The organism is Bradyrhizobium hereditatis (assembly GCF_020329435.1).
Classification (GTDB): Bacteria; Pseudomonadota; Alphaproteobacteria; order Rhizobiales; family Xanthobacteraceae; genus Bradyrhizobium; species Bradyrhizobium hereditatis.
The window spans coordinates 378,206-404,277 of record NZ_JAGKJK010000008.1 but is presented as its reverse complement, the minus strand read 5'-3'; the positions used below and the strand labels follow the sequence as shown (position 1 = coordinate 404,277).

25 protein-coding genes are annotated in these 26,072 nt (G+C 62.6%); 13 read left to right on the top strand and 12 right to left on the bottom strand.

Going from position 1 to position 26,072, the window contains the following annotated elements:
• Nucleotides 1-340 precede the first annotated feature (340 nt).
• Nucleotides 341-484, bottom strand: a complete 144-nt coding sequence (locus J6524_RS21235; RefSeq protein ID WP_225674022.1) for a hypothetical protein — start codon at nt 482-484, stop codon at nt 341-343.
• 335 nt (nt 485-819) lie between these two features.
• Here J6524_RS21235 and topA point away from each other — a divergent pair, with 335 nt between their 5' ends.
• From topA to rpmG, 6 genes are all read left to right on the top strand, one after another.
• Entirely contained in the window at nt 820-3,594 is a 2,775-nt protein-coding gene (topA, locus tag J6524_RS21230) for a type I DNA topoisomerase (protein ID WP_225674020.1), read from the top strand.
• Complete coding sequence (gene rnr / locus J6524_RS21225; protein ID WP_225674018.1) at nt 3,595-5,928, top strand: ribonuclease R; 2,334 nt, start codon at nt 3,595-3,597, stop codon at nt 5,926-5,928.
• Nucleotides 5,916-6,356, top strand: coding sequence for a DUF983 domain-containing protein (locus J6524_RS21220; protein ID WP_225674016.1), 441 nt, complete (start codon nt 5,916-5,918; stop codon nt 6,354-6,356). Before rnr ends, J6524_RS21220 begins: the two co-directional genes overlap by 13 nt.
• A gap of 39 nt (nt 6,357-6,395) precedes the next feature.
• On the top strand, nt 6,396-7,133 hold the full coding sequence (locus J6524_RS21215) for an NUDIX hydrolase (protein ID WP_225674014.1): 738 nt from the start codon (nt 6,396-6,398) through the stop codon (nt 7,131-7,133).
• Nucleotides 7,134-7,361: 228 nt separating this feature from the next.
• On the top strand, nt 7,362-8,687 hold the full coding sequence (locus J6524_RS21210; protein WP_225674012.1) for an LLM class flavin-dependent oxidoreductase: 1,326 nt from the start codon (nt 7,362-7,364) through the stop codon (nt 8,685-8,687).
• 124 nt (nt 8,688-8,811) lie between these two features.
• Nucleotides 8,812-8,979 carry a 50S ribosomal protein L33 gene (gene rpmG / locus J6524_RS21205; protein ID WP_018271988.1) on the top strand — a complete coding sequence of 56 codons (168 nt, stop codon included), beginning with the start codon at nt 8,812-8,814 and terminating at the stop codon, nt 8,977-8,979.
• A 69-nt stretch (nt 8,980-9,048) separates the two neighbouring features.
• On the opposite strand, the gene J6524_RS21200 is transcribed toward rpmG, so the two are convergent.
• On the bottom strand, nt 9,049-10,281 hold the full coding sequence (locus J6524_RS21200) for an MFS transporter (RefSeq protein ID WP_225674010.1): 1,233 nt from the start codon (nt 10,279-10,281) through the stop codon (nt 9,049-9,051).
• 131 nt (nt 10,282-10,412) lie between these two features.
• Between J6524_RS21200 and J6524_RS21195 the strand changes: the two genes are divergently transcribed.
• Together J6524_RS21195 and J6524_RS21190 are read left to right on the top strand one after the other, a co-directional pair.
• Nucleotides 10,413-11,015, top strand: a complete 603-nt coding sequence (locus J6524_RS21195) for a TetR/AcrR family transcriptional regulator (protein ID WP_225674008.1) — start codon at nt 10,413-10,415, stop codon at nt 11,013-11,015.
• A 186-nt stretch (nt 11,016-11,201) separates the two neighbouring features.
• Nucleotides 11,202-12,428 carry a serine hydrolase domain-containing protein gene (locus J6524_RS21190; RefSeq protein WP_225674006.1) on the top strand — a complete coding sequence of 409 codons (1,227 nt, stop codon included), beginning with the start codon at nt 11,202-11,204 and terminating at the stop codon, nt 12,426-12,428.
• A gap of 152 nt (nt 12,429-12,580) precedes the next feature.
• On the opposite strand, the gene J6524_RS21185 is transcribed toward J6524_RS21190, so the two are convergent.
• Together J6524_RS21185 and J6524_RS21180 are read right to left on the bottom strand one after the other, a co-directional pair.
• On the bottom strand, nt 12,581-13,954 hold the full coding sequence (locus tag J6524_RS21185; RefSeq protein ID WP_225674004.1) for a PleD family two-component system response regulator: 1,374 nt from the start codon (nt 13,952-13,954) through the stop codon (nt 12,581-12,583).
• Nucleotides 13,955-13,967: 13 nt separating this feature from the next.
• Entirely contained in the window at nt 13,968-14,333 is a 366-nt protein-coding gene (locus J6524_RS21180; RefSeq protein ID WP_027538546.1) for a response regulator, read from the bottom strand.
• Nucleotides 14,334-14,561: 228 nt separating this feature from the next.
• On the opposite strand from J6524_RS21180, the gene J6524_RS21175 reads away from it, so the two are divergent.
• Together J6524_RS21175 and J6524_RS21170 are read left to right on the top strand one after the other, a co-directional pair.
• The gene (locus J6524_RS21175) at nt 14,562-14,861 is read left to right on the top strand and encodes a DUF3572 domain-containing protein (protein WP_225674003.1); all 300 of its coding nucleotides are present in this window, start codon (nt 14,562-14,564) and stop codon (nt 14,859-14,861) included.
• Nucleotides 14,840-16,156 carry a DNA polymerase IV gene (locus J6524_RS21170; protein ID WP_225674001.1) on the top strand — a complete coding sequence of 439 codons (1,317 nt, stop codon included), beginning with the start codon at nt 14,840-14,842 and terminating at the stop codon, nt 16,154-16,156. Before J6524_RS21175 ends, J6524_RS21170 begins: the two co-directional genes overlap by 22 nt.
• Before the next feature lie 144 nt (nt 16,157-16,300).
• Here the strand turns inward: J6524_RS21170 and J6524_RS21165 are convergent, their stop codons facing one another.
• Nucleotides 16,301-16,702: a RidA family protein gene (locus J6524_RS21165; RefSeq protein ID WP_225673999.1), complete on the bottom strand. Its 402-nt coding sequence runs from the start codon at nt 16,700-16,702 to the stop codon at nt 16,301-16,303.
• A 303-nt stretch (nt 16,703-17,005) separates the two neighbouring features.
• Between J6524_RS21165 and J6524_RS21160 the strand changes: the two genes are divergently transcribed.
• Nucleotides 17,006-17,353: a hypothetical protein gene (locus J6524_RS21160; protein ID WP_225673997.1), complete on the top strand. Its 348-nt coding sequence runs from the start codon at nt 17,006-17,008 to the stop codon at nt 17,351-17,353.
• A gap of 18 nt (nt 17,354-17,371) precedes the next feature.
• On the opposite strand, the gene J6524_RS21155 is transcribed toward J6524_RS21160, so the two are convergent.
• The 7 genes from J6524_RS21155 to J6524_RS21125 form a co-directional block, all read right to left on the bottom strand.
• Nucleotides 17,372-17,665: a GYD domain-containing protein gene (locus J6524_RS21155; RefSeq protein WP_225673995.1), complete on the bottom strand. Its 294-nt coding sequence runs from the start codon at nt 17,663-17,665 to the stop codon at nt 17,372-17,374.
• Nucleotides 17,666-17,790: 125 nt separating this feature from the next.
• Nucleotides 17,791-18,555, bottom strand: a complete 765-nt coding sequence (locus tag J6524_RS21150) for a slipin family protein (protein ID WP_225673993.1) — start codon at nt 18,553-18,555, stop codon at nt 17,791-17,793.
• On the bottom strand, nt 18,545-19,954 hold the full coding sequence (locus J6524_RS21145; RefSeq protein ID WP_225673991.1) for an NfeD family protein: 1,410 nt from the start codon (nt 19,952-19,954) through the stop codon (nt 18,545-18,547). The genes J6524_RS21150 and J6524_RS21145 overlap by 11 nt, the downstream gene beginning before the upstream one ends.
• An 85-nt stretch (nt 19,955-20,039) precedes the next feature.
• Nucleotides 20,040-21,140, bottom strand: a complete 1,101-nt coding sequence (locus J6524_RS21140) for a dihydrolipoamide acetyltransferase family protein (RefSeq protein WP_225673989.1) — start codon at nt 21,138-21,140, stop codon at nt 20,040-20,042.
• 18 nt (nt 21,141-21,158) lie between these two features.
• Nucleotides 21,159-22,139: an alpha-ketoacid dehydrogenase subunit beta gene (locus J6524_RS21135; RefSeq protein ID WP_225673987.1), complete on the bottom strand. Its 981-nt coding sequence runs from the start codon at nt 22,137-22,139 to the stop codon at nt 21,159-21,161.
• Nucleotides 22,132-23,217, bottom strand: coding sequence for a pyruvate dehydrogenase (acetyl-transferring) E1 component subunit alpha (pdhA, locus tag J6524_RS21130; RefSeq protein ID WP_249789565.1), 1,086 nt, complete (start codon nt 23,215-23,217; stop codon nt 22,132-22,134). Before pdhA ends, J6524_RS21135 begins: the two co-directional genes overlap by 8 nt.
• 441 nt (nt 23,218-23,658) lie before the next feature.
• Nucleotides 23,659-24,525: a cell envelope integrity EipB family protein gene (locus J6524_RS21125; RefSeq protein WP_225673983.1), complete on the bottom strand. Its 867-nt coding sequence runs from the start codon at nt 24,523-24,525 to the stop codon at nt 23,659-23,661.
• Nucleotides 24,526-24,781: 256 nt separating this feature from the next.
• Here J6524_RS21125 and J6524_RS21120 point away from each other — a divergent pair, with 256 nt between their 5' ends.
• A complete protein-coding gene (locus tag J6524_RS21120) occupies nt 24,782-25,249 on the top strand; it encodes a RidA family protein (RefSeq protein WP_225673981.1) in 468 nt (155 codons plus the stop codon).
• A gap of 14 nt (nt 25,250-25,263) precedes the next feature.
• Nucleotides 25,264-26,034 carry a glycerophosphodiester phosphodiesterase family protein gene (locus J6524_RS21115; protein ID WP_225673979.1) on the top strand — a complete coding sequence of 257 codons (771 nt, stop codon included), beginning with the start codon at nt 25,264-25,266 and terminating at the stop codon, nt 26,032-26,034.
• Nucleotides 26,035-26,072: the final 38 nt, after the last annotated feature.

Genomic DNA, 26,072 nt, shown 5'->3' with positions numbered 1-26,072 from the left:
AAGCTCACGTTCTCATTGGCGAGAAATCGGCCGTATCGGACTATCTTGGCCCGATCGCCATCCGCCGCTCGACGCAGGCACGAGCTCGCGCGCGTGACCATCCCTTCGAGCAGGGCCGCCCCCCTTTATCGAGACGACCATCCCCGAACCGCCCAAGCCTGAATTGTTCATTCAACATCTTGGCACCTCAATGGAATCGAAGTGCCAGATACAGAATCACAGCAGCCCGTCGCCGCGGAAGGCCAAATCAAAACACCGAGTCATTCCGTCGCAGCCGCAATCTGTGCATCTGCTAGCGTTCTTACGGGGAGAGGGAGAGTTAGGCAGTTGGCCCGATCTCTCACGAGAGCTTGTGCTTGCTCCGGGTGCGCAGGCGCTCTTCCGCCTCGAGCTGCGCCATGCCAAGCAAATGGCTGAGCACCTCGAGTCGGTGCCGCTCCGCCAGCTTGACCAGTTCGGCAACGGTCTCGGCTATGAAGGCCACGGCCTCATCCGGGCCGCCTTCCTCACCTCGCTCGCGATCTTCGGTTGGCGATTCCGGTTTCTTGCCTGAAGCTTTCCGCTTCCGGCCGCCAGCAGCCTTGCTCAAACAACTTGCATCCCAACGACACAAAGTATGGCGCAGAAATAACCCCTTTAGAGGCGCAACTCTAGGGCGTATTTCGCAACTCACTAGATATTAAGTCACCCCGAAAAGTTCCCTGTCGGCATTTGCTGATTTGACAGGGGCGGTCTCACCACCCATGTTCGGGTCGAAACGGTGGGCCGCGAGTCTCGCGGAACCCGCCTTTATCTTTTCCCGGAAGCCCTTGGAATTACATGAATATCGTCATCGTGGAGTCGCCGGCGAAAGCCAAGACGATCAACAAGTATTTGGGCGCCTCCTACGAGGTTCTGGCCTCGTTTGGCCATGTCCGCGACCTCCCCGCCAAGAATGGTTCCGTCGACCCGGAGGCCAATTTCCAGATGATCTGGGAGGTCGATCCGAAGGCGGCCAGCCGACTCAACGACATCGCCAAGGCGCTGAAGGGCGCCGACCGCCTGATTCTCGCAACCGACCCTGATCGAGAGGGCGAGGCGATCTCCTGGCATGTGCTGGAGGTGATGAAGCAGAAGCGCGCGCTCAAGGACCAGAAGATCGAGCGCGTGGTGTTCAACGCCATCACCAAGCAGGCCGTGACCGAGGCGATGAAGGCCCCGCGCCAGATCGACGGTGCGCTGGTCGACGCCTATATGGCGCGCCGCGCGCTGGACTATCTGGTCGGCTTCACGCTCTCGCCTGTGCTGTGGCGCAAGCTGCCGGGCGCGCGCTCGGCTGGCCGCGTGCAATCGGTCGCGCTACGGCTGGTCTGCGACCGCGAGCTCGAAATCGAAAAATTCGTCCCGCGCGAATACTGGTCGCTAGTGGCGACCCTGACCACCCCGCGCGGCGAAAGCTTTGAAGCGCGCCTCGTCGGCGCCGACGGCAAGAAGATCCAGCGGCTCGACATCGGCTCCGGCGCGGAAGCCGAGGAGCTCAAGAACGCGATCGAGGCCGCCAGCTTCACGGTTTCGACCGTGGAGGCAAAGCCCGCGCGCCGCAATCCTCAGGCGCCCTTCACCACCTCGACGCTGCAGCAGGAAGCCAGCCGCAAGCTCGGCTTTGCGCCGGCGCACACCATGCGGATCGCGCAGCGGCTTTATGAGGGCATCGACATCGGCGGCGAGACCACCGGTCTCATCACTTATATGCGAACCGACGGCGTGCAGATCGATCCTTCCGCGATCACGCAGGCTCGCAAGGTGATCGGCGAAGATTACGGCAACACCTATGTGCCGGATGCGCCGCGCCAGTACCAGACCAAGGCCAAGAATGCGCAGGAAGCGCACGAAGCGATCCGCCCGACCGACCTGTCGCGCCGCCCGACCGACATGCGCCGCCGCCTCGATCCCGATCAGGCGAAACTTTATGAACTGATCTGGATCCGAACCATCGCGAGCCAGATGGAATCGGCCGAGCTCGAACGCACCACGGTCGATATCGAGGCCAAGGCCGGCTCCCGCGTGCTGGAATTGCGCGCCTCCGGCCAGGTCATCAAGTTCGACGGCTTTCTCGCGCTGTACCAGGAAGGCCGCGATGATGAGGAGGACGAGGATTCGCGCCGCTTGCCCGCCATGAGCGAAGGCGAAGCCTTGAAGCGGCAGGCCCTCGCCGTCACCCAGCATTTCACCGAGCCGCCGCCGCGCTTCTCGGAAGCGTCGCTTGTCAAGCGGATGGAAGAGCTCGGCATCGGCCGTCCCTCGACCTACGCCTCGATCCTGCAGGTGCTGAAGGACCGCGGTTACGTCAAGCTGGAGAAGAAGCGGCTGCATGGCGAGGATAAGGGCCGCGTCGTCGTCGCGTTCCTCGAAAACTTCTTCCGCCGCTATGTGGAATACGATTTCACCGCGGATCTGGAGGAGCAGCTCGACCGCATCTCCAACAACGAGATTTCCTGGCAGCAGGTGCTGAAGGATTTCTGGCGCGATTTCATCGGTGCAGTTGACGACATAAAGGACCTGCGCGTCGCCGAGGTGCTGGATGCGCTCGACGACATGCTGGGCCCGCACATCTACCCCGCCCGCGCGGACGGCGGCGATCCCAGGCAATGCCCGACCTGCGGCACCGGCCGTCTCAATCTGAAGGCCGGCAAGTTCGGCGCCTTCGTCGGCTGCTCGAATTATCCGGAATGCCGGTACACCCGCCCGCTTGCTGCCGATGGCGAGGCCAGCGCCGATCGTGTGCTCGGCAAGGATCCGGAGACTGATCTCGACGTCACAGTGAAGGCCGGCCGCTTCGGCCCGTATATCCAGCTCGGCGAGCAGAAGGACTATCCCGAGGGCGAGAAGCCCAAGCGCGCAGGCATCCCGAAGAACATGTCGCCGGGCGACATGGAGCTCGATCTCGCGCTGAAACTGTTGTCGCTACCGCGCGAAATTGGAAAACATCCGGAAACCGGCCAGCCAATCACCGCCGGCATCGGCCGCTTCGGCCCGTTCGTTCGTCACGAGAAGACCTATGCGAGCCTGGAAGCCGGCGACGAGGTATTCGACATCGGCCTCAACCGCGCGGTGACGTTGATCGCCGAGAAGGTCGCCAAGGGCCCGAGCGGCCGCCGCTTCGGCGCCGATCCGGGCAAGCCGCTCGGCGATCATCCGAGCCTTGGTACCGTCGCGGTGAAGAACGGCCGCTATGGCGCCTACGTCACGGCCGGCGGCGTCAACGCGACGATACCAAGCGACAAGACGCCGGATACGATTACGCTGGCCGAAGCTATCGCGTTGATCGACGAGCGCGCCGCCAAGGGCGGCGGCAAGGCGAAGCGGCCTGCGAAGAAGGCCGCGCCGAAGAAGGCCGCCAAGACAACAGAAAAGACGGCCAAGAAAGCGCCCGAGCCAGATGCACCGAAGCCGGCCAAAAAGGCAGCAGCGAAGAAGGCTGCGGCAAAGCCGAAGTCGGGATCCGTCAGCAAGGCGCGCGCGCCGGTCGCATCCGCTGCCAAGACATCGGCAGCAAAGCCCGCTCCTGCATCGAAAGCGCCCGCGAAGCAAAGCGCGGGCAAGGCCCGGGGATAAGTGAAGAGAAAACACGACCATGGCTTTCCGAGCCGGGAGGCCATCGTTGCCTTTATCCGCGCCCATCCGGGCAAGATCGGCACGCGGGAAATCGCCCGCGAGTTCGGCCTGAAGAATGCCGACCGCGCGGAGCTGAGGCGCATCCTGCGCGACCTCGCCGACGAAGGCGTCATCGCCAAGCGCGGGCGGAAAATCCACGAGACCGCCGTCCTGCCGCCGACCGTCATCGCCGACATCACCGGCCGCGACACCGACGGCGAATTGCTCGCCGCTCCCACCGAATGGGATACCGAGCAGAGCGGCCCCGCGCCGAAGATCCGCATCCACGTACCGCGTCGTCTGCAACCCGGCACCGCTGCGGGCGTCGGCGATCGGGCCCTGTTGCGGATCGAAAAGGCTGATGATGCCGAGGGCGCGCCCTATCGCGGCCGCATCATCAAGATCATCGATCAAGCCCGCACGCGCGTGCTCGGCATCTTCCGCAAACTGCCCGGTGGTGGCGGTCTGCTCGTTCCCGTCGACAAGAAGCAGGCCGGGCGCGAACTCAACATCGCGCCGTCGGATACCGCCGGCGCCGAGGACGGCGATCTCATCAGCGTCGATCCCATACGCTCGCGCGGCTATGGCCTCGCCGCCGGCCGGGTAAAGGAACGGCTTGGATCGCTGGCGAGCGAAAAAGCAATCAGCCTGATCGCGATCCACGCCCATGAAATCCCGCAGGCCTTTTCACCGTCCGCCCTGCGCGAGGCCGAGGCTGCGGAGCCTGCGACACTGAAAGGCCGCGAAGACTGGCGCGATCTGCCACTCGTCACCATCGATCCGCCGGACGCGAAAGATCATGATGACGCGGTGCATGCTGCACCCGATCCTGATCCAAACAACAAGGGCGGCTACATCGTCCATGTCGCGATCGCCGACGTAGCCTTCTACGTACGGCCAGGCTCGGCGCTCGACCGTGACGCGCTGATGCGCGGCAACTCGGTCTATTTTCCCGACCGCGTGGTGCCGATGCTGCCCGAGCGCATCTCCAATAATCTCTGCTCGCTGGTGCCGGGAGAAGCGCGCGGCGCACTCGCGGTGCGGCTGGTGATCGGCGCCGACGGCCGCAAGCGCTCGCACAGTTTTCATCGCGTGCTGATGCGCTCGGCCGCCAAGCTGCATTACGCGCAGGCGCAGGCTGCGATCGACGGGCGGCCTGACGACACCACCGGCCCGCTGCTGGAGCCGATCCTCAAACCGCTCTATGCGGCCTATGCGCTTGTAAAACTTGCGCGCGACGAGCGCGATCCGCTGGACCTGGATCTACCCGAGCGAAAGATCCTGCTGAAGGCGGACGGCACCGTCGACCGAGTTATCGTGCCCGAGCGTCTTGACGCGCACCGGCTGATCGAGGAGTTCATGATCCTCGCCAACGTCGCCGCGGCTGAAATGCTTGAAAAGAAGGCGTTGCCGCTTATCTATCGGGTGCACGACGAGCCGACGCAGGAGAAGGTCTACAATCTTCAGGAATTCCTGAAGACGCTGGATCTGCCGTTCGCCAAGACCGGCGCGTTGCGCCCTTCCCTGTTCAATCGCGTGCTCGGCCAGGTCCGCGGCGAGGATTATGAGCCGCTGGTGAATGAAGTCGTGCTGCGTTCGCAGGCGCAGGCGGAATATTCGGCGGAAAATTACGGCCATTTCGGCCTCAACCTGCGCCGCTACGCGCATTTCACGTCGCCGATCAGGCGATATGCCGATCTGGTCGTGCATCGCGCACTGATCCGCAGCCTAGGCCTTGGCGAAGGCGCGTTGCCGGAAAACGAGACGCTGGAGACGTTGAGCGAAGTTGCGGCGCAGATTTCGCTGACCGAACGCCGCGCCATGAAAGCGGAGCGCGAGACGGCCGACCGGCTGATCGCTCATTTCCTCGCCGACCGTATTGGCGCGACGTTTCAGGGCCGAATCTCCGGCGTTACCCGATCGGGCTTGTTCGTGAAGTTATCAGATACCGGCGCCGATGGTCTGATCCCGATCCGTACGCTCGGCACGGAATACTTCAACTATGACGAGACGCGACATGCGCTCGTCGGCTCACGCAGCGGTGCCATGCACCGGCTGGGTGACGTTGTCGACGTGCGTCTGGTAGAAGCTGCACCAGTAGCCGGCGCGTTGCGGTTCGAATTGTTGTCGGAAGGCCAAAGCATTCCGCGCGGCAGAAAACGCGACGGCGGCAAAGCGCTCCCGAAATCGCTGCCGGGCCGCAGCCCGCGCGAGAAGGTTCGCAAGGCGCGCAAGGAAAAGTCGGGCAAAGCCAAGGCCGGCAGATCGAAGAAGGGCAAGTCATGGAAACGGTGAATACTGCGACGACGGTCTGGACCCGGGACGCCGTGCAGACCGAGAAGCGCGACCTCTGGGCTGCCATGAAGCGCGGTTTTCGCTGCCGCTGCCCGCGTTGCGGCGAAGGCAAGATGTTTCGTGCTTTCCTGAAGACCGCCGATAATTGCGCTGCATGCGGGCTCGATTTCACGCCGCACCGCGCCGACGACCTACCCGCCTATCTCGTGATTGTTGTCGTCGGCCACATCGTGGTACCGGCGGCTTTGTGGATCGAAACCAATTTCTCGCCAGCCGTATGGCTACAATTGGCGATCTACTTGCCAGTGACGTTCCTCTTATCGCTCGTACTGCTGCAGCCGATCAAGGGCGCCGTGGTTGGCATCCAGTGGGCGCTGCGCATGCATGGCTTTGACGAAAATGCCCCTGGCGACATTCCGCCGGTCTAGCTAAACCGGAAGCAACAAGATCACCAAAACGGGGATGGAATGAACGACGCTGCGACCGAAGTAAAAGAAGAAAAGGAAGCCGATCACCATCCCTATTTCCGGCCCAAAGACGCGGCCACGCTGATCCTGATCGACCGCTCCGGCGCGAGGCCGAAGGTTCTGGTCGGCAAGCGCCACGACAAGGTCGTGTTCATGCCGGGCAAATATGTTTTCCCGGGCGGTCGCGTCGATAAATCAGATAACCGCGTGCCGGTCGCTGCGCCGATCCCTGCCGAACTCGAAGCCAATCTGCTCAAGGGCAGCCCGAAGATCACGCCATCGCGGGCGCGTGCGCTGGCAATTGCCGCGATCCGCGAGGCCTGCGAGGAAACGGGTCTCTGTCTCGGTTGCAAGGTCGACAAGGCGGTGAAGCTTGACGGCGCCTGGAAGCCGTTCGCGGAAGCGGGCCTCCTGCCGGATCCCTCCGGCCTTTTTCTGATCGCGCGTGCGATCACGCCGCCTGGCCGCGTCCGCCGTTTCGACACGCGCTTCTTCACGGCCGATGCATCGGCCATCGCTCACCGTGTCGAAGGTGTGGTCCATGCCGACGCCGAACTGGTCGAACTGGTATGGGTCGAGATCGGCTCGCAGCCACTCGCCGACGCGCATGCCATGACCAAGAACGTGCTCGCCGAACTCGACCGTCGCCTCGCCACCGGCCCGCTCCGCCATGATGCGCCGGTGCCGTTCTTCCATTTCTACGGCGGCAAGATGCAGAAGGACGTGCTGGGGGCGTGAGCCCCTACTCTCTCCTCCGTCATTGCGAGCGAAGCGAAGCAATCCATCTTTCCGCGTACGAGGTGACAATGGATTGCTTCGCTTCGCTCTCAATGACGGTATTACGACCGTCGAGTTGTTCTCTCTCAATCCCTTAAATTGCAAAATTCTTCTCGACGCCGCCTGTTGGCGCTGCCCTAATCCCCTCCCTATCTCTTTCCCAACAATAACAGCGACGGAAACGGGGCCATGGCACAACGGCAACTCAAGCTCGGCGCGTTCATGCGGCCGATCTCCATCCACACCGGTGCGTGGCGCTATCCCGGCGCATGGCCCGATGCCAATTTCAATTTTCCGCGCATCAGGCAACTGATCCAGAAGCTGGAGGCCGGCAAGTTCGACGCCTTCTTCATGGCCGATCATCTAGCCGTGCTGAACATGCCGATCAATGCGCTCAAGCGCAGCCACACCGTCACTTCGTTCGAACCGTTCACGCTTCTCTCGGCGCTGGCCGGCGCCACCGAGCATATCGGCCTGATCGCGACAGGATCGACGACGTTCGATGAGCCCTATCACGTCGCCCGCCGCTTCGCCTCGCTCGATCACATCTCGGGCGGCCGCGCCGGGTGGAATATCGTCACCACCTCAAATCCGGATGCGGCGCTCAATTTCGGGCTCGACGACCATATGGAGCACGCCGAGCGCTACAAGCGGGCGCGCGAGTTCTATGACGTGGTCACCGGCCTCTGGGATTCTTTCGCCGATGACGCATTCGTGCGCGACGTCGAGAGCGGGCTCTATTTCGATCCCGAAAAAATGCACGTGCTCAATCACAAGGGCAAATATCTCTCCGTGCGCGGGCCGCTCAACATCGCCCGCCCCGTGCAGGGATGGCCGGTGATCGTGCAGGCCGGCGCGTCCGAGGATGGCAAGCAGCTTGCGGCGGAAACAGCGGAAGCCGTGTTCACCGGCGGCGGCAGCCTCGCCGACGGGCAGAAGCTTTATGCCGACATCAAGGGCCGCATGGAGAAGATCGGCCGCAATCCCGAGCACCTGAAGATCCTGCCCGGCGCCTTCGTCGTGGTCGGCGACAGCGTCGAGGAAGCCAAGGAGAAGCGCGCGCTGCTCGACAGCCGGGTGCATTACGACAGCGCCATCGCCTCGCTCTCGGTGCAGCTCGGCACAGACGCCTCCGGCTTCGATCCCGACGGACAATTGCCGCCGATCCCTGAGACCAACGCCAGCAAGAGCGGTCGCCAGCGCCTGGTCGACCTCGCCGCGCGCGACAAGCTCACGGTGCGCCAACTCGCGCAGCGCGTCGGCGGCTATGGCGGGCTTTCCTTTGTCGGCACGCCCAAGACCATCGCCGACCAGATGGAGGAGTGGCTGATGAGCCGCGGCAGCGACGGCTTCAACATCATGTTTCCATTCCTGCCCGCCGGCCTCGACGACTTCGTCGACAAGGTGGTGCCGGAACTGCAGAAGCGCGGGATTTTCCGGAAGGAATATGAGGGGCGGACGCTGCGGGAGAATTTGGGGCTGCCACGGCCGAAAAACCGGTTCTTTGAGGGTTAATTACCCCGAATCGAGGCAGTATTGGCCCCGAAAACCTTGACTTTGGGCTGTCAGAAGCTAGGTTGCGCGCAAATGCAGGCCGGTTTGGCCGGCGCCAGATTTCCATACATTCGAGGTCTCAACCATGGCCAAAGCGGTCACCATCAAGGTCAAGCTCGTTTCCACGGCGGATACCGGCTTCTATTACGTCGCCAAGAAGAATTCGCGCACGATGACCGACAAGCTGGTCAAGAAGAAGTATGACCCGGTCGCGCGCAAGCACGTCGAATTCAAGGAAGCGAAGATCAAGTAATTCGGCAGCGCATCGCTGACGGTTTGAACGGGGCCCTGCGGCCCCGTTTTTGATTCCGTCCTATGCCGCCTACGCCGTCTGCATCTGCGGTGGTCGGCCCGGCCGGATCAACGCGAACGCGACCTGGATGATGCCGCCGGCGAGGCCCAGCGCGACGCCGATCCGCCAAGCCATGGTATAGGAGCCGAGCGCGTCGTAGAGCACGCCGCCCCCGTAGGCGCCAAGGAAGCTGCCGACCTGGTGGCTCATGAAGGCGAGCCCCTGGATCATCGCCTGCCATTTCAGGCCGAACATCTCGGCCACCGCGCCCGCGACCAGCGGGCCGACGCCCATCCACAGGAAGCCCATGATGGCGCCAAACAGCAGCGTGGTCGCCGGCGTCGGCGGCAGCGTGAAATACCAGGCGAGCGCAAGCGAGCGGAAGATGTAAATGCCGCCGAGCAGCGCGAGCTTGTTCCAGCGCTGGCCGGCCCAGCCGAAGAAGATGCTGCCGAGCACGTTGAAGCCACCGATCATGCCGAGCGTCTGCGCGCTCAGCATCGGGTCCATGCCGCAAATCGCGAGATAAGACGGCAGATGCGTGGTGAGAAAGACGAGCTGCATGCCGCAGACGAAATAGGCGGCGGTCATCACCACGAAGGAGGCATTGGAGAATGCCATCTTCGTCGCAACAGTGGCCGACGCGTCGTCGATCTCGTCATCGGCGGGCTTGGGCAGCGGGATCTTGTCCACCCTGCCCGCATACCACGCAGCCGGAATCATCAGGAGCGACAGCACCACGAACCCGGCAAGGCCCATCCGCCAGCCGTATCCTTCATTGAGAATCTGCCCGATCGGCGCCGACAAGAGCGCACCGAGCGATCCCGCGCCCGAGACCAGGCCGAGCACGGTGGAGCGCACCGACGCCGGCACCGCGCGGGCCGCCACCGACATTGCGATCGCCGCGGCGGTGCAGGCCAGCGACATGCCAATCAGCACGCCGCCGCCGATCATGACGCTGAGAAGACCGTTGGCGGCTGTCATAAGAGCAAGGCCGACGACATAGAGCAACGCGCCCACCACCATGACGGCACGGAAGCCGTAGCGCACAGTCAGCGCACCGGCGAGCGGCTGCAAAAAGCCCCAGGCGAGGTTTTGCACGGCGAGCGCCAGCGTAAAATCGGAAACGGAAATCCGGATGTCCTGCGTCAGCGGCTGCAGGAAGATGCCGAGCGACTGGCGAAGGCCCATGCTGAGCGTGAGCATGATGGACGCCCCGATCAGAATGGGCAGCGTCGGACGCAGGATTTGCAGCAGGGCCATTGTTCTTGTTCTCCCTATCGGTCGCGATGCGAAAGCCGCGTCCTGCAATTGGCATCTAAAATAGGTACACAGATCTGTGTAATTTGGCTATAAGGGTGCTGCTGTCAAGGAAATGGCTACGGCGCATTCGCATGGCTCCCCTGCCCGCCAAACCGACGATGAAGGACCGAATTCTGGAAACCGCAGATAGGCTGTTCTATCTGCAGGGGATTCGCGCGGTCGGGGTCGACACCATCGCGGCCGAGATCGGCATCAGCAAGCGCACGCTCTATAACCATTTTCCATCCAAGGATGCGCTGATCTCGGCCTATCTGGCGCGGCGCTTCGTGGCGCCACGGCCTTCGGACAAATCGCCGGTGGAACAGATTCTCGGCACCTTCGATTCGCTGGAGCGGCGCTTTTCGGCAAAGGATTTTCGCGGCTGCCCCTTCGTCAATGCAGTGGCCGAACTCGGCGACGACCGGTCAGTGCGAAAGGTTGCCGTCGCGTTCAAGGAAAGCCGCCGCCTCTGGTTTCGCGACCTTCTGGTGCAGCTCGGCGTCGCGGAAGCTGACGCGCTCTCAACCCAGCTAGCACTACTCGTTGACGGCTCGATCGCGCAGGATCTTGTCCGCAACGATCCCGCGATGGCGCGCGCGGCAAAGGATGCCGCAACGGTGCTGCTGAAGAATGCGGGTGTGAAGATTGGCCGCAACACCGCGGACAAACGAGCAGCAAGAAAGCGTAAGTCCTGATCAGCTACCACCCCTCGACGGTCGTCGTCCCTGCGAACGCAGGGCCCATACGCCGTGGCTTTTCTGTAAGGCTATGTGGTAGTTACCTACTTACGATAATAAGCGCCGGCGGTTATGCGTCCCTGCGTTCGCAGGGACGACATGAAGATAGAGCCGCGCAAGAACATGACGGCAGAGGGAGCGACAATGGAAGATCTGAAAATCACCGCTAGTGGTTACGACTTCAAACCGGCCCGCGCAGCCATGCAGCGCTATATCGACAACAACCTGCTGTCAGGCATTTCCTGGGCGGTCATGGTCGGGCGCGAGCTTGCGGACGTAAATTGCGTCGGATGGGCCGACAAGGAAGCGCAGATACTGCTCCGCACCGACCATATCTTCCGCGTCTTTTCCAACACCAAGCTGATCACTTCCTGCGCAGCGCTATTGCTGGTCGAGGAAGGCAAGCTCAAGCTCGATGACCCCATCGAAAAATTTATTCCGCAGCTCGGAAATCGTAGGGTGTTGCGGCCGGGCGCCACCTCGATTGAGGACGCCGAGCCGACCAAGTACTCGATCACGATCCGTCATCTCCTGACCCACAGTTCGGGGCTGAGCTGCGGCTTCTTCGATCCCGGCACGCTCATCTACAAGGCGCTCAACGAGCGCGGCGTGCACGACCCCAGGACCACGCTGGCGCAGATGGTGGATGTGCTGGCCGATATGCCGCTGATCTATCAGCCCGGCACGTCCTGGGAATATTCGCTCGCCACTGACGTTGTTGCGCGGCTGGTCGAAGTGATCAGCGGCCAGAGCTTTGATAAGTTCATCAAGGCGCGCATCTTCGATCCGCTCGGCATGATCGATACCGGCTTTGTCATTCCGGAAAAGGATCAGGGACGGCTCGTTGCGTACTACGCCGGCGCCGACCTCATGGAGCCGATGAAGCCGGGATTGACCCGGACCGACAACGCACCGTTCCCCGGCGCTTATCTGCACCCGATCGCAAGGCTCAGCGGCGGCGGCGGTCTGGTTTCGACGCTGCACGACATGGTGGCGCTGATCCGCAGCCTGCTGCCCTGCGGGCCGACCCTGCTCAAGCCCGAGACGATTGCGCAGATGACGTCCAACCAGTTGCCTGAGGGACAGTGGATCCGCTTTGCGCTGCTGGGCGAGCAGCCCGGCAAAGCGTTCAGCCTCGCAGGTGGAATGATCCTGCAACCCTCGCCGCTCGATCACCCCGATTCCGCAGGCGAACTCTATTGGGGCGGCGTCGCCGGCACACAATGGTGGATCTCGCCGAAACGCAACATGGCCGGTGTGATGATGGCGCAGCGCCAGATGTCGTTCGTTCACCCGTTCGCGTTCGAGTTCAAGCGGCTGGCGTATGACACGGTGAAGCAGCACGCCGAGGGGATGCGGGTTTCCGCGTAAGCGTCCGCATAAAGACTGTCGTCACCCGCGAAAGGCGGGTGAGCCAGTATTCCAGAGACGCGCGTTATTGAACCCAGAAGCCACGGCGTACTGGATACCCCGCCTTCGCGGGGTATGACGACCGATAATGCGGATACGTGATTGCCCGGCGCTTACGCCGCCGCCGAAACCACTCTGTTCCGCCCGTCGTGCTTGGCGCGATATAGCGCGGTGTCGGCGCGCTTGAGCACGTCGGCGACTGGCTCGCCCTTGCGGTCCAGCGTCGCCAGTCCGATCGAGATCGTGACGTCGATCCGCTTGGTGCCCTTGTTGACGGCAAAGGTTTCGCTGGCGATCGAGCGGCGCAGGCGCTCTGCGATCAGGCCTGCGACCTGGATGTCGGTTTCCGGCATCACGATGACGAATTCCTCACCGCCGTACCGGCAGGCGAGATCGATGCCGCGGATCGACTTGCGGATGCGCACGGCGAATTCGCGCAGCACGTCGTCTCCAGCGTCGTGGCCGTAGGTGTCGTTGATCGATTTGAAATAGTCGATGTCGAGAATCATCAGCGAGAGCGGCTTGGCGCGGCTCGAGGCCTGCTCGGCGAGCGTCGACAGATGGCTTTCCATGTAGCGGCGGTTGTGCAACCCGGTCAGCGCGTCGGTGATCGCCATTTCGATCGAGTTCTGCACATTGTCGCGCAGGTGGTCGGTATAGCGCCGCTTGCGGATCTGCGTGCGCGCGCGCGCCAGCAATTCGTTCTTGTCGACCGGGCGCAGTAGATAATCATTGACGCCGATCTCGAGCCCGCGCAAGAGCCGCGCGTTGTTGTCGGCATCGGAGATGGCGAGGATCGGCAACTGGCGGGTGCGCTCCAGCGAGCGCGCCTGGCTGCACAGCCGCAGACCGTCGTAATTTTCGAGGCCGAGCGAAACGATCAAGAGATCGTAATTGCCCTCGGCGGCGTGAAACAGCGCTTCCGCCGGATTGATTTCGACATCGACGGTGTGCTCGGCGGCGAGGATCGGCGCCAGCCGCTCATAGGATGACGGCCGATCGTCGACCAGAAGGATACGCCCGCCGACGCCCTTGTCGGCGATCGCGCTGCGCTCGGGCGCCTCCATACCGATCTCGAGCGAGGTGATGGCGCGCATGCGCAGCTCATCGGTCATCATCTTCAGCCGCGTCAGCGAGCGCACGCGCGCGATCAGCACGATGTCGGACACCGGCTTGGTGAGGAAATCGTCGGCACCGGCTTCCAGCCCGCGAACCCGGTCGGCCGGGCTATCCAGCGCGGTGACGATCACGACTGGAATGAAATGCGTGGCCGGGTTGGACTTCAGGCGCCGGCAGACCTCAAAGCCATCCATGTCCGGCATCATGACGTCGAGCAGGATGATGTCGCATTCCGAGCGCGAACAGATATCGAGCGCCTCGGCGCCATTGGAAGCGGTCAGCACGTCGAAATACTCGGCCGACAGCCGGGCTTCCAGCAATTTGACGTTTGCCGGAACGTCGTCGACGACAAGGATACGCGCAGACATTGAAACTCCATTCCTACCCGATAAAACGCCGCACCGTTTCAATGAACTTGCCGACGGAAATTGGCTTGGACAAATACGCCTCGCAGCCGCCTTCGCGGATGCGCTCTTCGTCGCCCTTCATCGCAAATGCGGTCACGGCGACCACCGGAATGGCGCGCAACTCCGGATCGTCCTTGATCCAGCGCGTCACTTCGAGGCCCGACACCTGCGGAAGCTGGATGTCCATCAGGATCAGGTCGGGACGCAGCTTGCGAACGAGGTCGAGCGCCTCGAAACCATTGCTGGTCCCGGACGTCTGATAGCCATGCGCTTCCAACAGGTCGCGAAAGAGCTTCATGTTGAGCTCGTTGTCCTCCACGATCAGGACGGTTTTTGCCATCCCGTCCCTCCCCTCATCTTCAGGAAACAGGTCCGACCTTTCAGCACGTCGCTACCGCCGCCGCCCCTTGCCGAAAAGTGAATTCAAACTAGCGCCAGATTCGCTCTAAGCCGTTAAATCGATGCGCCAAGTTTTACGAAGCGGTCCAATTATTGAACACACCACGTAGACTCGGGCATGATGGTTCCAAATTAGAGACCATAAGTTAATGGAAAGGCAAATTGTCTGTTGAAAAAGCCTGTTCACAACCCACGCGAAGTGGCTGAAATCGTTGCGGTTCAAGCGCTGAGTTTCATCGCCGGCGACCCCGAGCGGCTGGGCCTGTTTTTGGCCGAAACCGGCATCGGTCCGGAGACGCTCCGCACGGCTGCGGCTGACCCGCAATTTCTGGCTTCCGTGCTCGATTTCGTCATGCGCGACGACGCCACCGTCAGGGCATTTGCGAGCGCCTCGCAACTCCATCCGACCAACATTGCCGCCGCCCGCGAAGTGCTGGGCGACCCGAAATGGGAGCGCGACGTGCCGTGAGCGCGCCGGCGCAAGCTCCGCGCGCCTTCTGCCGGGATTGTCTCGGCGACCTAGATATCAAGGCCAAGCGATGCGGCATGTGCGGTTCCCCGCGCCTTGTCCGCCACCGCAATCTGCCTTCGCTCACGCTGGCGCACATCGATTGCGACGCATTCTACGCCACGGTGGAGAAGCGCGACAATCCGGAACTCGCCGACAAGCCCGTGATCATCGGCGGCGGCAAGCGCGGCGTGGTGTCGGCGGCCTGCTATATCGCGCGTACGTATGGCGTGCGCTCGGCGATGCCGATGTTCAAGGCGCTGGCGCTCTGCCCCCAGGCGATCGTGATTCCGCCCGATATGGCGAAATATGTCCGCGTCGGCCGCGAGGTGCGGCATGCCATGCAGACGCTGACGCCGCTGGTGGAACCGCTGTCGATCGACGAGGCGTTCCTGGATCTTTCCGGCACACAGCGCGTCCATGGCATGATTCCCGCAAAGGTGCTGGCGCGCTTTGCTCGCGACGTCGAGCGCGACATCGGCATCACCGTGTCGGTCGGGCTGTCCTGCAACAAGTTTCTGGCCAAGATTGCCTCCGATCTCGACAAGCCGCGCGGCTTTGCCGCGCTCGACCAGGATGAGGCCCGAGAGATGCTGGCGGACAAGCCGGTCGGCTTCATCTATGGCGTTGGGCCGGCAACGCAGGAAAAGCTGCTGCAGCGGGGCTTTCGCAGCATTGCCGACCTGCAGCGCGCCGACGAGGTCGAACTGATGAAGCAGTTCGGCGGCGAAGGCCGCCGGCTGTGGCGGCTGGCGCGCGGCATCGACGATCGCAGCGTGGTGCCGGACCGCGGCGCCAAGACGATATCGAGCGAGACCACCTTCGAAAACGACATCAGGGATTTCGCCACGCTGGAACGGCTGCTATGGCGGCTGTCGGAAAAGGTGTCGTCGCGCCTGAAGAACGGTAATCTTGCCGGCTGCACTATCACGCTGAAGCTGAAGACCGCCGATTTCAGGCAGCGCACCCGCTCGCAATCCATTCAGACGCCGACCCAGCTCGCCGCGAAGATCTTTGCGGTGTCGCGCGAGATGCTGGCGAAGGAGATCGACGGCACCGCTTTCCGCCTGATGGGCACCGGCGTCAGCGCGCTGCGCGAGGGATCGCGAGGCGACGACACCGACATGCTCGACCGCCGCTCCGCCCATGCCGAGCGCGCGATGGATGACCTGCGGAAGAAATTCGGCAATGCCGCCGTGATCCGGGGCATTGCGTATAACGGGCCGGCGAAGGAGGATGAGGGGGAAGAAGAGTAGCAAGCTCCCTCCCCGTCATTGCGAGGAGCAAAGCGACGAAGCAATCCATTTAGCCGTTATGCCGCGCCATGGATTGCTTCGCTGCGCTCGCAATGACGGAGTGGCTGCATGAGTGTTTGCGCCCCGCAGTTGCACCCCGAAACATCAATCCACGACGGCCACGGCCTCGATCTCGATGAGCCACTCAGGAGCCGCAAGCGCCGTAACACCGACAAGCGTGCTCGCCGGCGGCTCCATGCCTTCAAAGAAGGCCGAGCGCGCCTTGCCGATGATGGGACGAAGCTCCGGCTTGTAGCCCACGACGAAGGTGGTGATCTTCACGATATCGGCATAGGTCGCGCCGGCAGATTTCAGAGCCAGGCCGATATTGTGCATCACCTGTGTGGTCTGCGCTGCCAGGTCGCCCTCGCCAACTACTCGTCCCTCCTCGTCGGTGGAGACCTGCCCGGCGATATAGATCGTGCGCGCGCCCGTGGCGGTGACGACGTGGGAGTAAGCCGGGTTGTGGTGCAGACCGCTTGGCCGAAGTTTCTCGATCTTGCTCATGTTGCGCCTCCCTGATGTGCATGGTTAGGCCGAAAGCGTATCCGGGTCCGGCGCTCTCGGCCGGACTTGTCCTCACAGGACGCGACACACGCACATGCTCTGAGGGATGGCTGCAAGAGCGAGCCTCTCAATTGCAGGACTTGGAATTCACGGCGCCGAATTGCCCAGCCCCTCAAGGAAAATATTCAACTATCCGGGCTTGAACCGGCAAGGAAATGATCAGATTTCTATCAAGTCTCCAATTCGTACAGGGCACATAAGTCCGGACGCCTTCCAGGCCCCTCAGGCAAAAAGGAGCGGAAAATGGCCTTCTTGAAACGGGAGTTGCACCGGCAGGTCAAAGGCCCGGAGGTCACCGAACTGGATTTCTGGAACCTGGTCTTCGACACCGATACCAAGCGCTTGTATGTCGAACATGAGTGGACCCGGCTCGATCCGCATATCCGTGGGGCGGTGGACTACCGAACGGAGGTCATGGATATCCCGGCATACCTGACGCAAGGCGGTCAAACTGCCGGCCACCGTGAACTCTGGCGGTTGCTACGGGGCATCTTCAAGGAGCAGTTCGAGTCCGAGGAGGATGATCGCGAGTTGCCGCGCGCGCGGGCCTCTGTTCGAGAAGTCGAGCGGCAGGCGTCAAATCCTCCCTGAGGCGGATTGGGACGCCGGTCAGAGCATCTTCCCGACGATACCGGCCATGTCCGTCGCCGAAAAGGCCCGCAAGGATTCGGTGCGAACGTTACCCAGCGCGCCAAGACTCAAGCTAAGCGTCATGACGGACGATTCATCCGGCGCCTCGAGGATGGTCACCAAATCATACCGTCCCTGCGTCCAGAACAGCTCCTTTACGGTGATCCCAAAGGTCTCGGCCATCTTCTTGAAAGCTTCTGCCCGCTTCGGTGAATCCTTGGCAGCGCGGATTCCCTGGTCGGTGAAATTGCCAAGCACGACATAGGTAACCATCGTGGCTCTCCCTGATTGTCGGCGTCAGCCGAACTTTCCGGCCGATTGTCCGGCTGCAACCGATAGATCAACGTTCGTGGTCGGGCGGCATCACGCGATCGGCTTGTTGCCGGCGACAACCAAGGTCACGTCGCTTCGCTGCGCCGCCCGGTCACGTGGCCAAGCAGATCCATCGGCAACGGAAAGACCACAGTCGAGGATCGCTCGCCGGCCACGTCGTGCAGCGCCGCAAAATAGCGCAGCTGCATCGCCTGCGGCTGCTGCGAGAGGATGCGGCCGGCCTCGACAAGCTTCTCGGCGGCCTGCTGCTCGCCCATTGCATTGATCACTTTGGCGCGCCGCAACCGTTCTGCCTCGGCCTGCTTGGCAATCGCGCGCACCATGGTTTCATTGAGATCGACATCCTTGATCTCGACAGTGGTGACCTTGATACCCCAGGCGTCGGTCTGCTGATCAAGGATCTCCTGGACATCGGCGTTAAGTCGGTCCCGTTCGGCAAGCATCTCATCCAGCTCGTGCTTGCCGAGTACCGACCGCAGCGTGGTTTGCGCCAGCTGGCTGGTCGCGGCCATGTAATCGCCCACCTTGATGATCGCGCGCTCGGCGTCAACGATGCGGAAATAAAGAACCGCATTGACCTTGACCGAAACGTTGTCGCGTGAAATCACATCCTGTGGCGGCACTACCTGTACCATCACCCTGAGGTCGGCTTTCACCATCTGCTGCACAACCGGGATCAGGATAATGAGACCCGGGCCCTTCACTCCGGTGAAACGGCCGAGCGTGAAGATGACGCCGCGCTCGTATTCCCGCAAGATACGAATAGCCGAGGACAGAAACAGGACCACGAGCACCGCAATCGATGCGTAGGTCAAATATTCAAGCGTCATGATGTACCTCCTTGCCGGTCAGCGCCGGCCGGCGCCGCACCACCAGCGTCAAGTCTATGACGTTGGCTACCTCGACCACCTCTCCCGGCTTGAAGGCTTCAGCGCCGCGCGCTTGCCAGCGTTCACCTTGCGCGAAGACGTGGCCCTCATTCTCGGACCAGTCGATAACCTGGGCAGATAGGCCACGCATCGCTTGTGCACCCACCCATATCGGACCCTTACCGGCGCGACGAAGCGATCTGAGTACGATCAGAACAAGACCAGTAAACATTGCCGCCGTGATTCCGACGACCGGCCACGACAGCCGGTAGCCCGGCGCTTCGAAGTCGAAGAGCATAATCGCTCCGAGCACAAAGGCGGTGATGCCGCCGAGGCCGAGAACCACGGTCGGGTTGAAGACTTCGATGGTCAGTAGCACGATCCCGACCACCATCAAGGCGAGACCGGCGTAGTTTATCGGCAGCAGGTTGAGGGCATAGAGGCCAAGCAGCAGGCAGATCGTGCCTACGACGCCAGGAGCGACCGCGCCGGGCGAAGTGAATTCGAAAATCAAGCCATAGATGCCGACCAGGAGCAAAATCAGCGCAACGTTAGGATTGGTGATGACCGCGAGGAATTGTGAGATCCATCCGGGATCAATTGCTTCACGCGCGGCGTCCCTGGTCGTCAGTTGCTGCGTCTCGCCACCCGCAACCTCGACCCTGCGACCATCGATCTGCTTGAGCAGTTCGGCAGGGTCGCGTGCGATGACGTCGATGACGTTCGCCTGCAATGCGGCATTGGCGGAAAGGCTGGCGGCCTCCCGCACCGCCTTCTCCGCCCAATCGGCATTGCGGCCTCGCAACTCGGCAAGACTGCGGATCAAGGCGACCGCGTCGTTCGTCGCCTTCGCCATCATGGCATCCTTCGTCTTCGGCTTTTGATCGCCGTCGTCCTTCTTGCCTTTATCGTTCTTGTCAGGGATGGCGTCCGGCAGACCTGGCAACGGACCGCCAACCTGCACCGGCGTCGCCGCTCCGATATTGGTGCCCGGCGCCATCGCCGCGATATGTGTAGCGTAAATGATATAGGTTCCGGCGCTGGCCGCGTGGGCCCCGGAGGGCGCAACGTAACCGACCACGGGAACGCGCGAGGCCAGCACGTCTGCGATAATCTCGCGCATGCTGGTTGCGAGACCGCCCGGTGTATTCATGCGCAGAACAACAACCGCGGCACGTCGTTCGCTTGCCTTGGTCAGAGCGTCCTTCACGTAACGGGCCGTTGCCGGTCCGATCGCTCCGTCGACCGAGATGGTCAGCGCAAGCTTGCTATCGTTCTCCCCCGCTGCGGCGGTAAGGGGAGAAGCAACCAGAGCTACCGCTGCAGCGGCTGCAACAAGAGTCGCCTGTACACTCTGCACAGCAAGGACTCCCTTATCGAAATGATATGGAGATCGCCTCGTCGGACCTCAATATACTCGTATGGAGGTCCTGCGCGCAGCCGTCTCACGAGAACTGCTCGAGATCCGCCTTGAGAGCCACCAGGAAGCGAGCGGCTTCTCCGCCCGTCACCACGCGATGGTCAAAGGTGAGCGACAATGGCAGCACGCGCCTGACCGCCGGCTGGCCCCGATACGCTACTACCCCTTGGGTAATGCGGCCGGCGCCGATGATCGCGACTTGTGGCGGTACGACGATCAGGCTGGCGAAACGGCCTCCGATCATTCCGAAATTCGACAGCGTTATCGTCGCCCCGCGCAGTTCTTCCGGAGGTATCGAGCGCGCGATAGCGTCAGCCCGCATCCGGTCAAGCCCGGTTCGGAGGTCTGACACGTCCCGCTCTGCGACATTGCGCAACACGGGAACGATCAGGCCGCCACCGGTATCGACGGCGATGCCGAGATCGATGCGATCGATCAGACGCCGTTCACCCGCACCGGAATTGTACCAGGCATTGAGCGCAGGCTCGGTCTTGCAGGCGACCGCGATCGCGCGCACCAGTCGGATCGTCACATCCTCACCGGTTCGCCAATCGTCGATATCGGCCTCGTCGGTGACCCCCGCAGGGACGATCTCGGCATGAGCCGTCGTCATGCGCTGGGCCATCGCGCGCCGCAAACCGCGCAAGGGTTCGGCGGGTCCAGTTTGAGACAAACACCTTGCGGCACGTTCGACATCCGCACGCGTAATGGTGCCGTCGGGTCCGGTGGCTTCGACGAGATCGAGATCGACATCGAGCTTGCGTGCGAGCGCACGTACCGCCGGAAAAACTTGCCCCTTCTGTCCGGTCGTTCGCCTGGAAGGTGCAGCTGCCGCAGCTGGTGGCTCGCCAGGGCCAAGTTCGCCGACAATCGTACCGGTGTCTTGCTCGGGACCTTCAGCAAACTCGACGAGCGGCGCGCCGACCTTGATCACATCTCCCTTGGCGCCGAACAGGTGCTGGATACGTCCGCTCGACGGCGAGGGTACCTCGACGACAGCCTTGTCCGTCTCGACGGAAACCAGCGGCTGATCGGTGACGACGTGATCGCCTTCGTTGACATACCAGTTTACGATCTCCGCCTCTTCGAGACCCTCTCCGAGATCCGGCAATACGAACTGGCGCATGGGACAAGTCCGCTGAAATCAATTATATTGGCAGGCCTTTCGCGCGGCCGTGACGATGCGATCGACCGATGGAATCATGTGCTGCTCAAGCCGGGCCATTGGAATGACCGTGTCGTAGCCGGTGACGCGAGCCACAGGCGCAAGCAGCGAAGTCAGGGCGCGCTCGGCGATCAGCGCGGCGATCTCGGCTCCGAAACCGCCGGTGCGCGTCGCCTCGTGCACAATGATGCAACGCCCGGTTTTTGCGAGCGAGCCGAGCACAGTGGCTTCGTCATAGGGCTTGAGCGTGGCGAGATCGATGACCTCGGCGGCGATGCCCTCGGCAGCCAGCGCGTCGGCGGCCGCCATGGTTTCCTTCAGCATCGCGCCCCAGCTGATTAGCGTGATGTCGCGGCCTTGGCGCAGGACAAAGGCGACATCCAGCGGCAGCGCTTCACCGTTGTCTTCCACCTCGCCTTTCGCCGCGCGATAGATGCGGGTCGGCTCCAGAAATACGACCGGATCGGGGTCGCGGATCGCCGCAAGAAGCAACCCGTATGCGCGCTCCGGCGACGAAGGAATGACAACGCGCAGGCCGGGGATATGGGCGAGCATCGCCTCGGTGCTTTCGGAATGATGCTCGGGCGCGCGAATGCCGGCGCCGTGTGGCGTGCGCAGAACCATTGGACAGGTGAGCCGCCCCTGGGTGCGGTTGCGGATTCGGGAGGCGTGGTTCACCAGTTGATCGATGCAGGGATACAGAAACCCCATAAACTGGATCTCGCCTATGGGCTTCAACCCCTGTGCTGCCATGCCGACGCAGAGCCCGCTGATCAGGAGTTCGGCCAGCGGGGTATCGAGGACGCGCTCCGGGCCGAAACGCGTTTGCAGCCCGACGGTCGCGCGGAAGACACCACCATTGATGCCGACGTCTTCGCCAAGCACGACGACATCAGGATCCTCCTCCATCGCGCGGGCGAGCGCCAGATTGATGGCTTCGACCAGCGTCACCTCAGACATCGCCCTCTCCCGCAAGTTCACGGCGCTGCGCGGCATAGACATCCGGTAGATCGGCATAGAGATGATCGAACATGGATTCGGGTCGACGTGGCTCCGTTGCCAGATAGCGCTCGACCGCCGCCTCGACGCGCTCATGGCACTCCGCGGCAAGCTGTTCCTCCTGCGCCTTGCTCCACATTTTTTGGCCGACGAGATAGCTCCGCAGGCGCGTAATCGGCTCTTCCTTCCAGCGGGCCTGGACTTCGTCGGCCGAACGATAGCGCAACGCGTCATCGGAGGTCGTATGATCGCCGAGGCGGTAGGTGATGGCCTCGATGAAGCGCGGGCCCTGGCCGTCGCGGGCGGCGGCGATGGCGGCTTCGGCCGCGGCGCGTACCGCTACAACATCGCTGCCGTCCACCTGCTCGCCGGTGAAGCCGGCGGCAATGGCTTTCTGCGCCAGTGTTTCGCAACCGGTCTGTAGTCGCAACGGGACGGAAATAGCCCATTGATTGTTGGTGGCGACGAACACGACCGGCAGCTTGTGCACCCCGGCAAAATTCATCGCCTCGTAGACGTCACCCTTCGAGGTGGCGCCATCACCGAACATGCATACGGCAACGCGCGGCTGCTTGCGCAGCTTGAAGGCATAGGCCACGCCCGCGGCGTGCGGCGCCTGCGATCCGACGGGAACGCAAAACGGGAAATCCTCGACCGGGCCGGAGAAGTCATTGCCTCGCTCATCCCCTCCCCAAAAAAGAAGTATTTCCTCGAGCTTGACCCCGCGCCAGATCAGCGCGCCGTTGTCGCGATAGGAGGGCAACAGGACGTCGTCTGCGCGCATCGCGCTGGCGATGCCGACCGACACCGCCTCCTGGCCGAGCGAAACGGCGTAGGTGCCGAGCCGACCGGTACGCTGCAGTGCGACAGCCTTTCGGTCAAAGTTGCGCAGCAGCATCATCGCTCGATAGAGCGCGGTGAGGAGATCGGCATCAGAGGCGAATGCAGGGAGCGGCCGGTTAATCGAGCCGTCTGGCGCGAGATAGTTGCGGTGGCGCACCTCAAAGCGCGCAATGACCGGAAGGCCTCCGTCTGCCATTTTTTTGCTGGCCACGTCCTCGCTCCCAGAGCGATTCTGCATCCCACGATTTGTAATTGGTGCCGCGCCCCAACATTGCAAGATGGGCGCGCCCATCTTGCATGCTGCACCGCGGGCGCGCGGTCGGGCACCCTTTACCATCGTGGAAACGGCACCGCGCCAGTGGTATATCGGGGCATGGCGAATGGTCAGGTTGTCCTCGTAACAACTGAACCGTTGGGCGGCGGAGCACCCGTTCGCTCGGTCTACTATGTAGCTGAACAGGATCCGGCCAGGGCCGAGGCGATTATCAGTGCAATGATGGCTCCGAACGAAAGGGTCGAAGCCTGGGGGCCACTTCCGGAGCCCGCGGTCAAAGCGCTCGGACTGAAGCCGGGCGACTTCACGCGCGGATGAAAATCAGCTTGAGGCGCCCGCGCGCCGACCTGCTCGACGGTGCCGTCACTTACACGGCTTGGAGTCCCTGACGTCGAAGCGACCCATCGCGCCCGAAATCACGAAATCGTTGTAATCGAGCACCAGAGCGCGGGAGACGCCGTTCTCGAACAGCTCGAACGACATTGCGTAAACCGGCGTCTGCTCGCCGTCTTTCGCCTTGGCGTCGCGGTCATAATAGCTCACGGTCACCGGCCAGCGGGTCAACGCCTTCATCTGGTCATTGTCGGTCGAGGGATCGGGCGCCGCGATGCTGCGGGTGCCCGGAATCGGCTGTCCGATTACTGACAACGTATTGTAGACCTTCTCGCCATTGTCGGAGCCGTCATAGACCATCAGTTCCAGCACCGACTTGCCCTCACGCGCAGCGGCGATGATGTGCTGGATCTGCTCGGTCGGAAACACGATCTTGCCGTCGAGTTCGAACGTCTTGTTCACGGGCTGTTTCAGCTTGACCTTGATACGGTCGCCGACCCGCTCGGCCATCCCGTCGACCGGCGCGGACTCGGTGTCGTTCATCCGCGAATCGATCTTGAAGCGATAGCTCTTTCCGGCAGCATCTTCCCAGGAATGCGAGCGCAGATCGCTCAGTGTCAGCCTGCCCTCGCCGCTATCGAGCTCCGACACCTGGCGGAATTCGGACGTGTAGCCTTCGCAGGCGCTGCCGGAGAAATTATAGAGGATGCGGCCGCGCGCGCTGTTGATCGCGTTCGACCCGCGCGACTTGACCAGCTTCAGCTCATAGAGCGCCTGGTGGGCGAGAAACGGCCCGCTGGCGCCGGCCAGCGCCGGTTCGTTCGCGAAGCCTGAGAGTAAAACGGCCGCAGCCGAGAACGCCAAAGCACGAACCGGAACCGGAAACGAGCGAGCCATGTCCTGTGTTTTCCTCGATGGAGATTCGTTACATTAGTGATGGCTCCATTGCGTCGCAACTAGGGCGCGGGTTCGGAAACGCGGGAAATTGACGCCGGGCTGCCCCGTTTTTCGGCATTTCTACGGGAATTGACGCCGAGGGCTTGGCTTGCGCCGCCAAATCCCGCCTCGCTTGCAACAAACGGCGCGATGCGCGAAACAGTGCGGCCTGATCGCGGGTTAGAAACAGTCACATCTCAAGTGGGGACAAGAAACAATGGCGGGTACGGTCGAACAGAAGCTGGCGGAGAAAGGCATCGTTCTGAACGAGCCGCGCACCCCCATGGCGAACTATGTCGGTTTCGTGCGTAGCGGCAATCTGCTGTTCGTTTCTGGCCAGGTTTGCGCCAATGCCGAAGGCAAGCTGATCGCCAAGGGCAAGCTCGGGGCCGGCGTCACCATCGAACAGGGTTATGCCGCGGCACAGGGCTGTGGCGTCAACCTGCTGGCCCAGGTCAAGGCCGCGCTCGGCGACCTCGACAAGGTCGTGCGGGTGGTCAGGCTCGGTGGCTTCATCAATTCGGCGCCTGATTTTCTCGACGGGCCCAAGGTGCTCAACGGTGCTTCCGACCTGATGGTCACCGCGTTCGGCGACAAGGGCCGGCACGCCCGCACCACCGTGGGTGTCGCCTCGCTGCCCTCGGATGCCGCGGTCGAGGTGGACGCCATCTTCGAGGTATCCTGAGCGGAGCGCCTGCCATGCGCGCGCCGGACTGGCTGACGGCACGGCCGGTCGCCCATCGCGGCCTGCATGACATTGCGCGCGGCATCGTCGAGAACATGCCGGCCGCCGCGCAGGCTGCGGTGGACGGCAATTTCGCCATCGAATGCGACATCCAGCTTTCGTCCGACGGCGAAGCGATGGTGCATCATGACAATGCGCTCGGCCGCCTGACTGAAGGCTCCGGCGCGCTGCTCGGCAAAACTGCGGCCGAGCTCAAGGCGGTCACGTTCAAGAACACGCCGGAGCGGATGATGACGCTTGGCGAACTCTGCGCACTCGTCGCCGGCCGCGTGCCGCTGGTGATCGAGGTGAAAAGCCATTTCGACGGCGACCGCCGGCTGGTGAAGCGGATGGCGGAAGTGCTCGCCTCCTATGACGGTCCTGCGGTCGGCATGTCCTTCGATCCGGACCAGGTGGTGGCACTGCGCGAACTGATCCCCGGCCGTGCCCGAGGCATCGTGGCAGAGCGCGAATATACCGCCGCGGAATGGCCGGAAGCTTCGCCTGAACAGCGTCGCGGCATGATGCATCTGCGTCACGCCTACTGGAGCCGGCCGGATTTCGTCGCCTATTGGGTGGACGAACTGCCCGCGGCTGCGCCCTGGATCGCGCGCAACATCTTCGGCCTGCCGCTGCTGGCCTGGACGGTGCGTACGCCGGAACAGCGTGCTCGCGCCGCAAGCTACGCCGATCAGATGATCTTCGAGGGGTTCCTGCCGGAACCTGATTGCAGCCGCGCACCTTGAAGTCGCCCCGCCGATGCACGATCTTTGCAAGGCGTTGG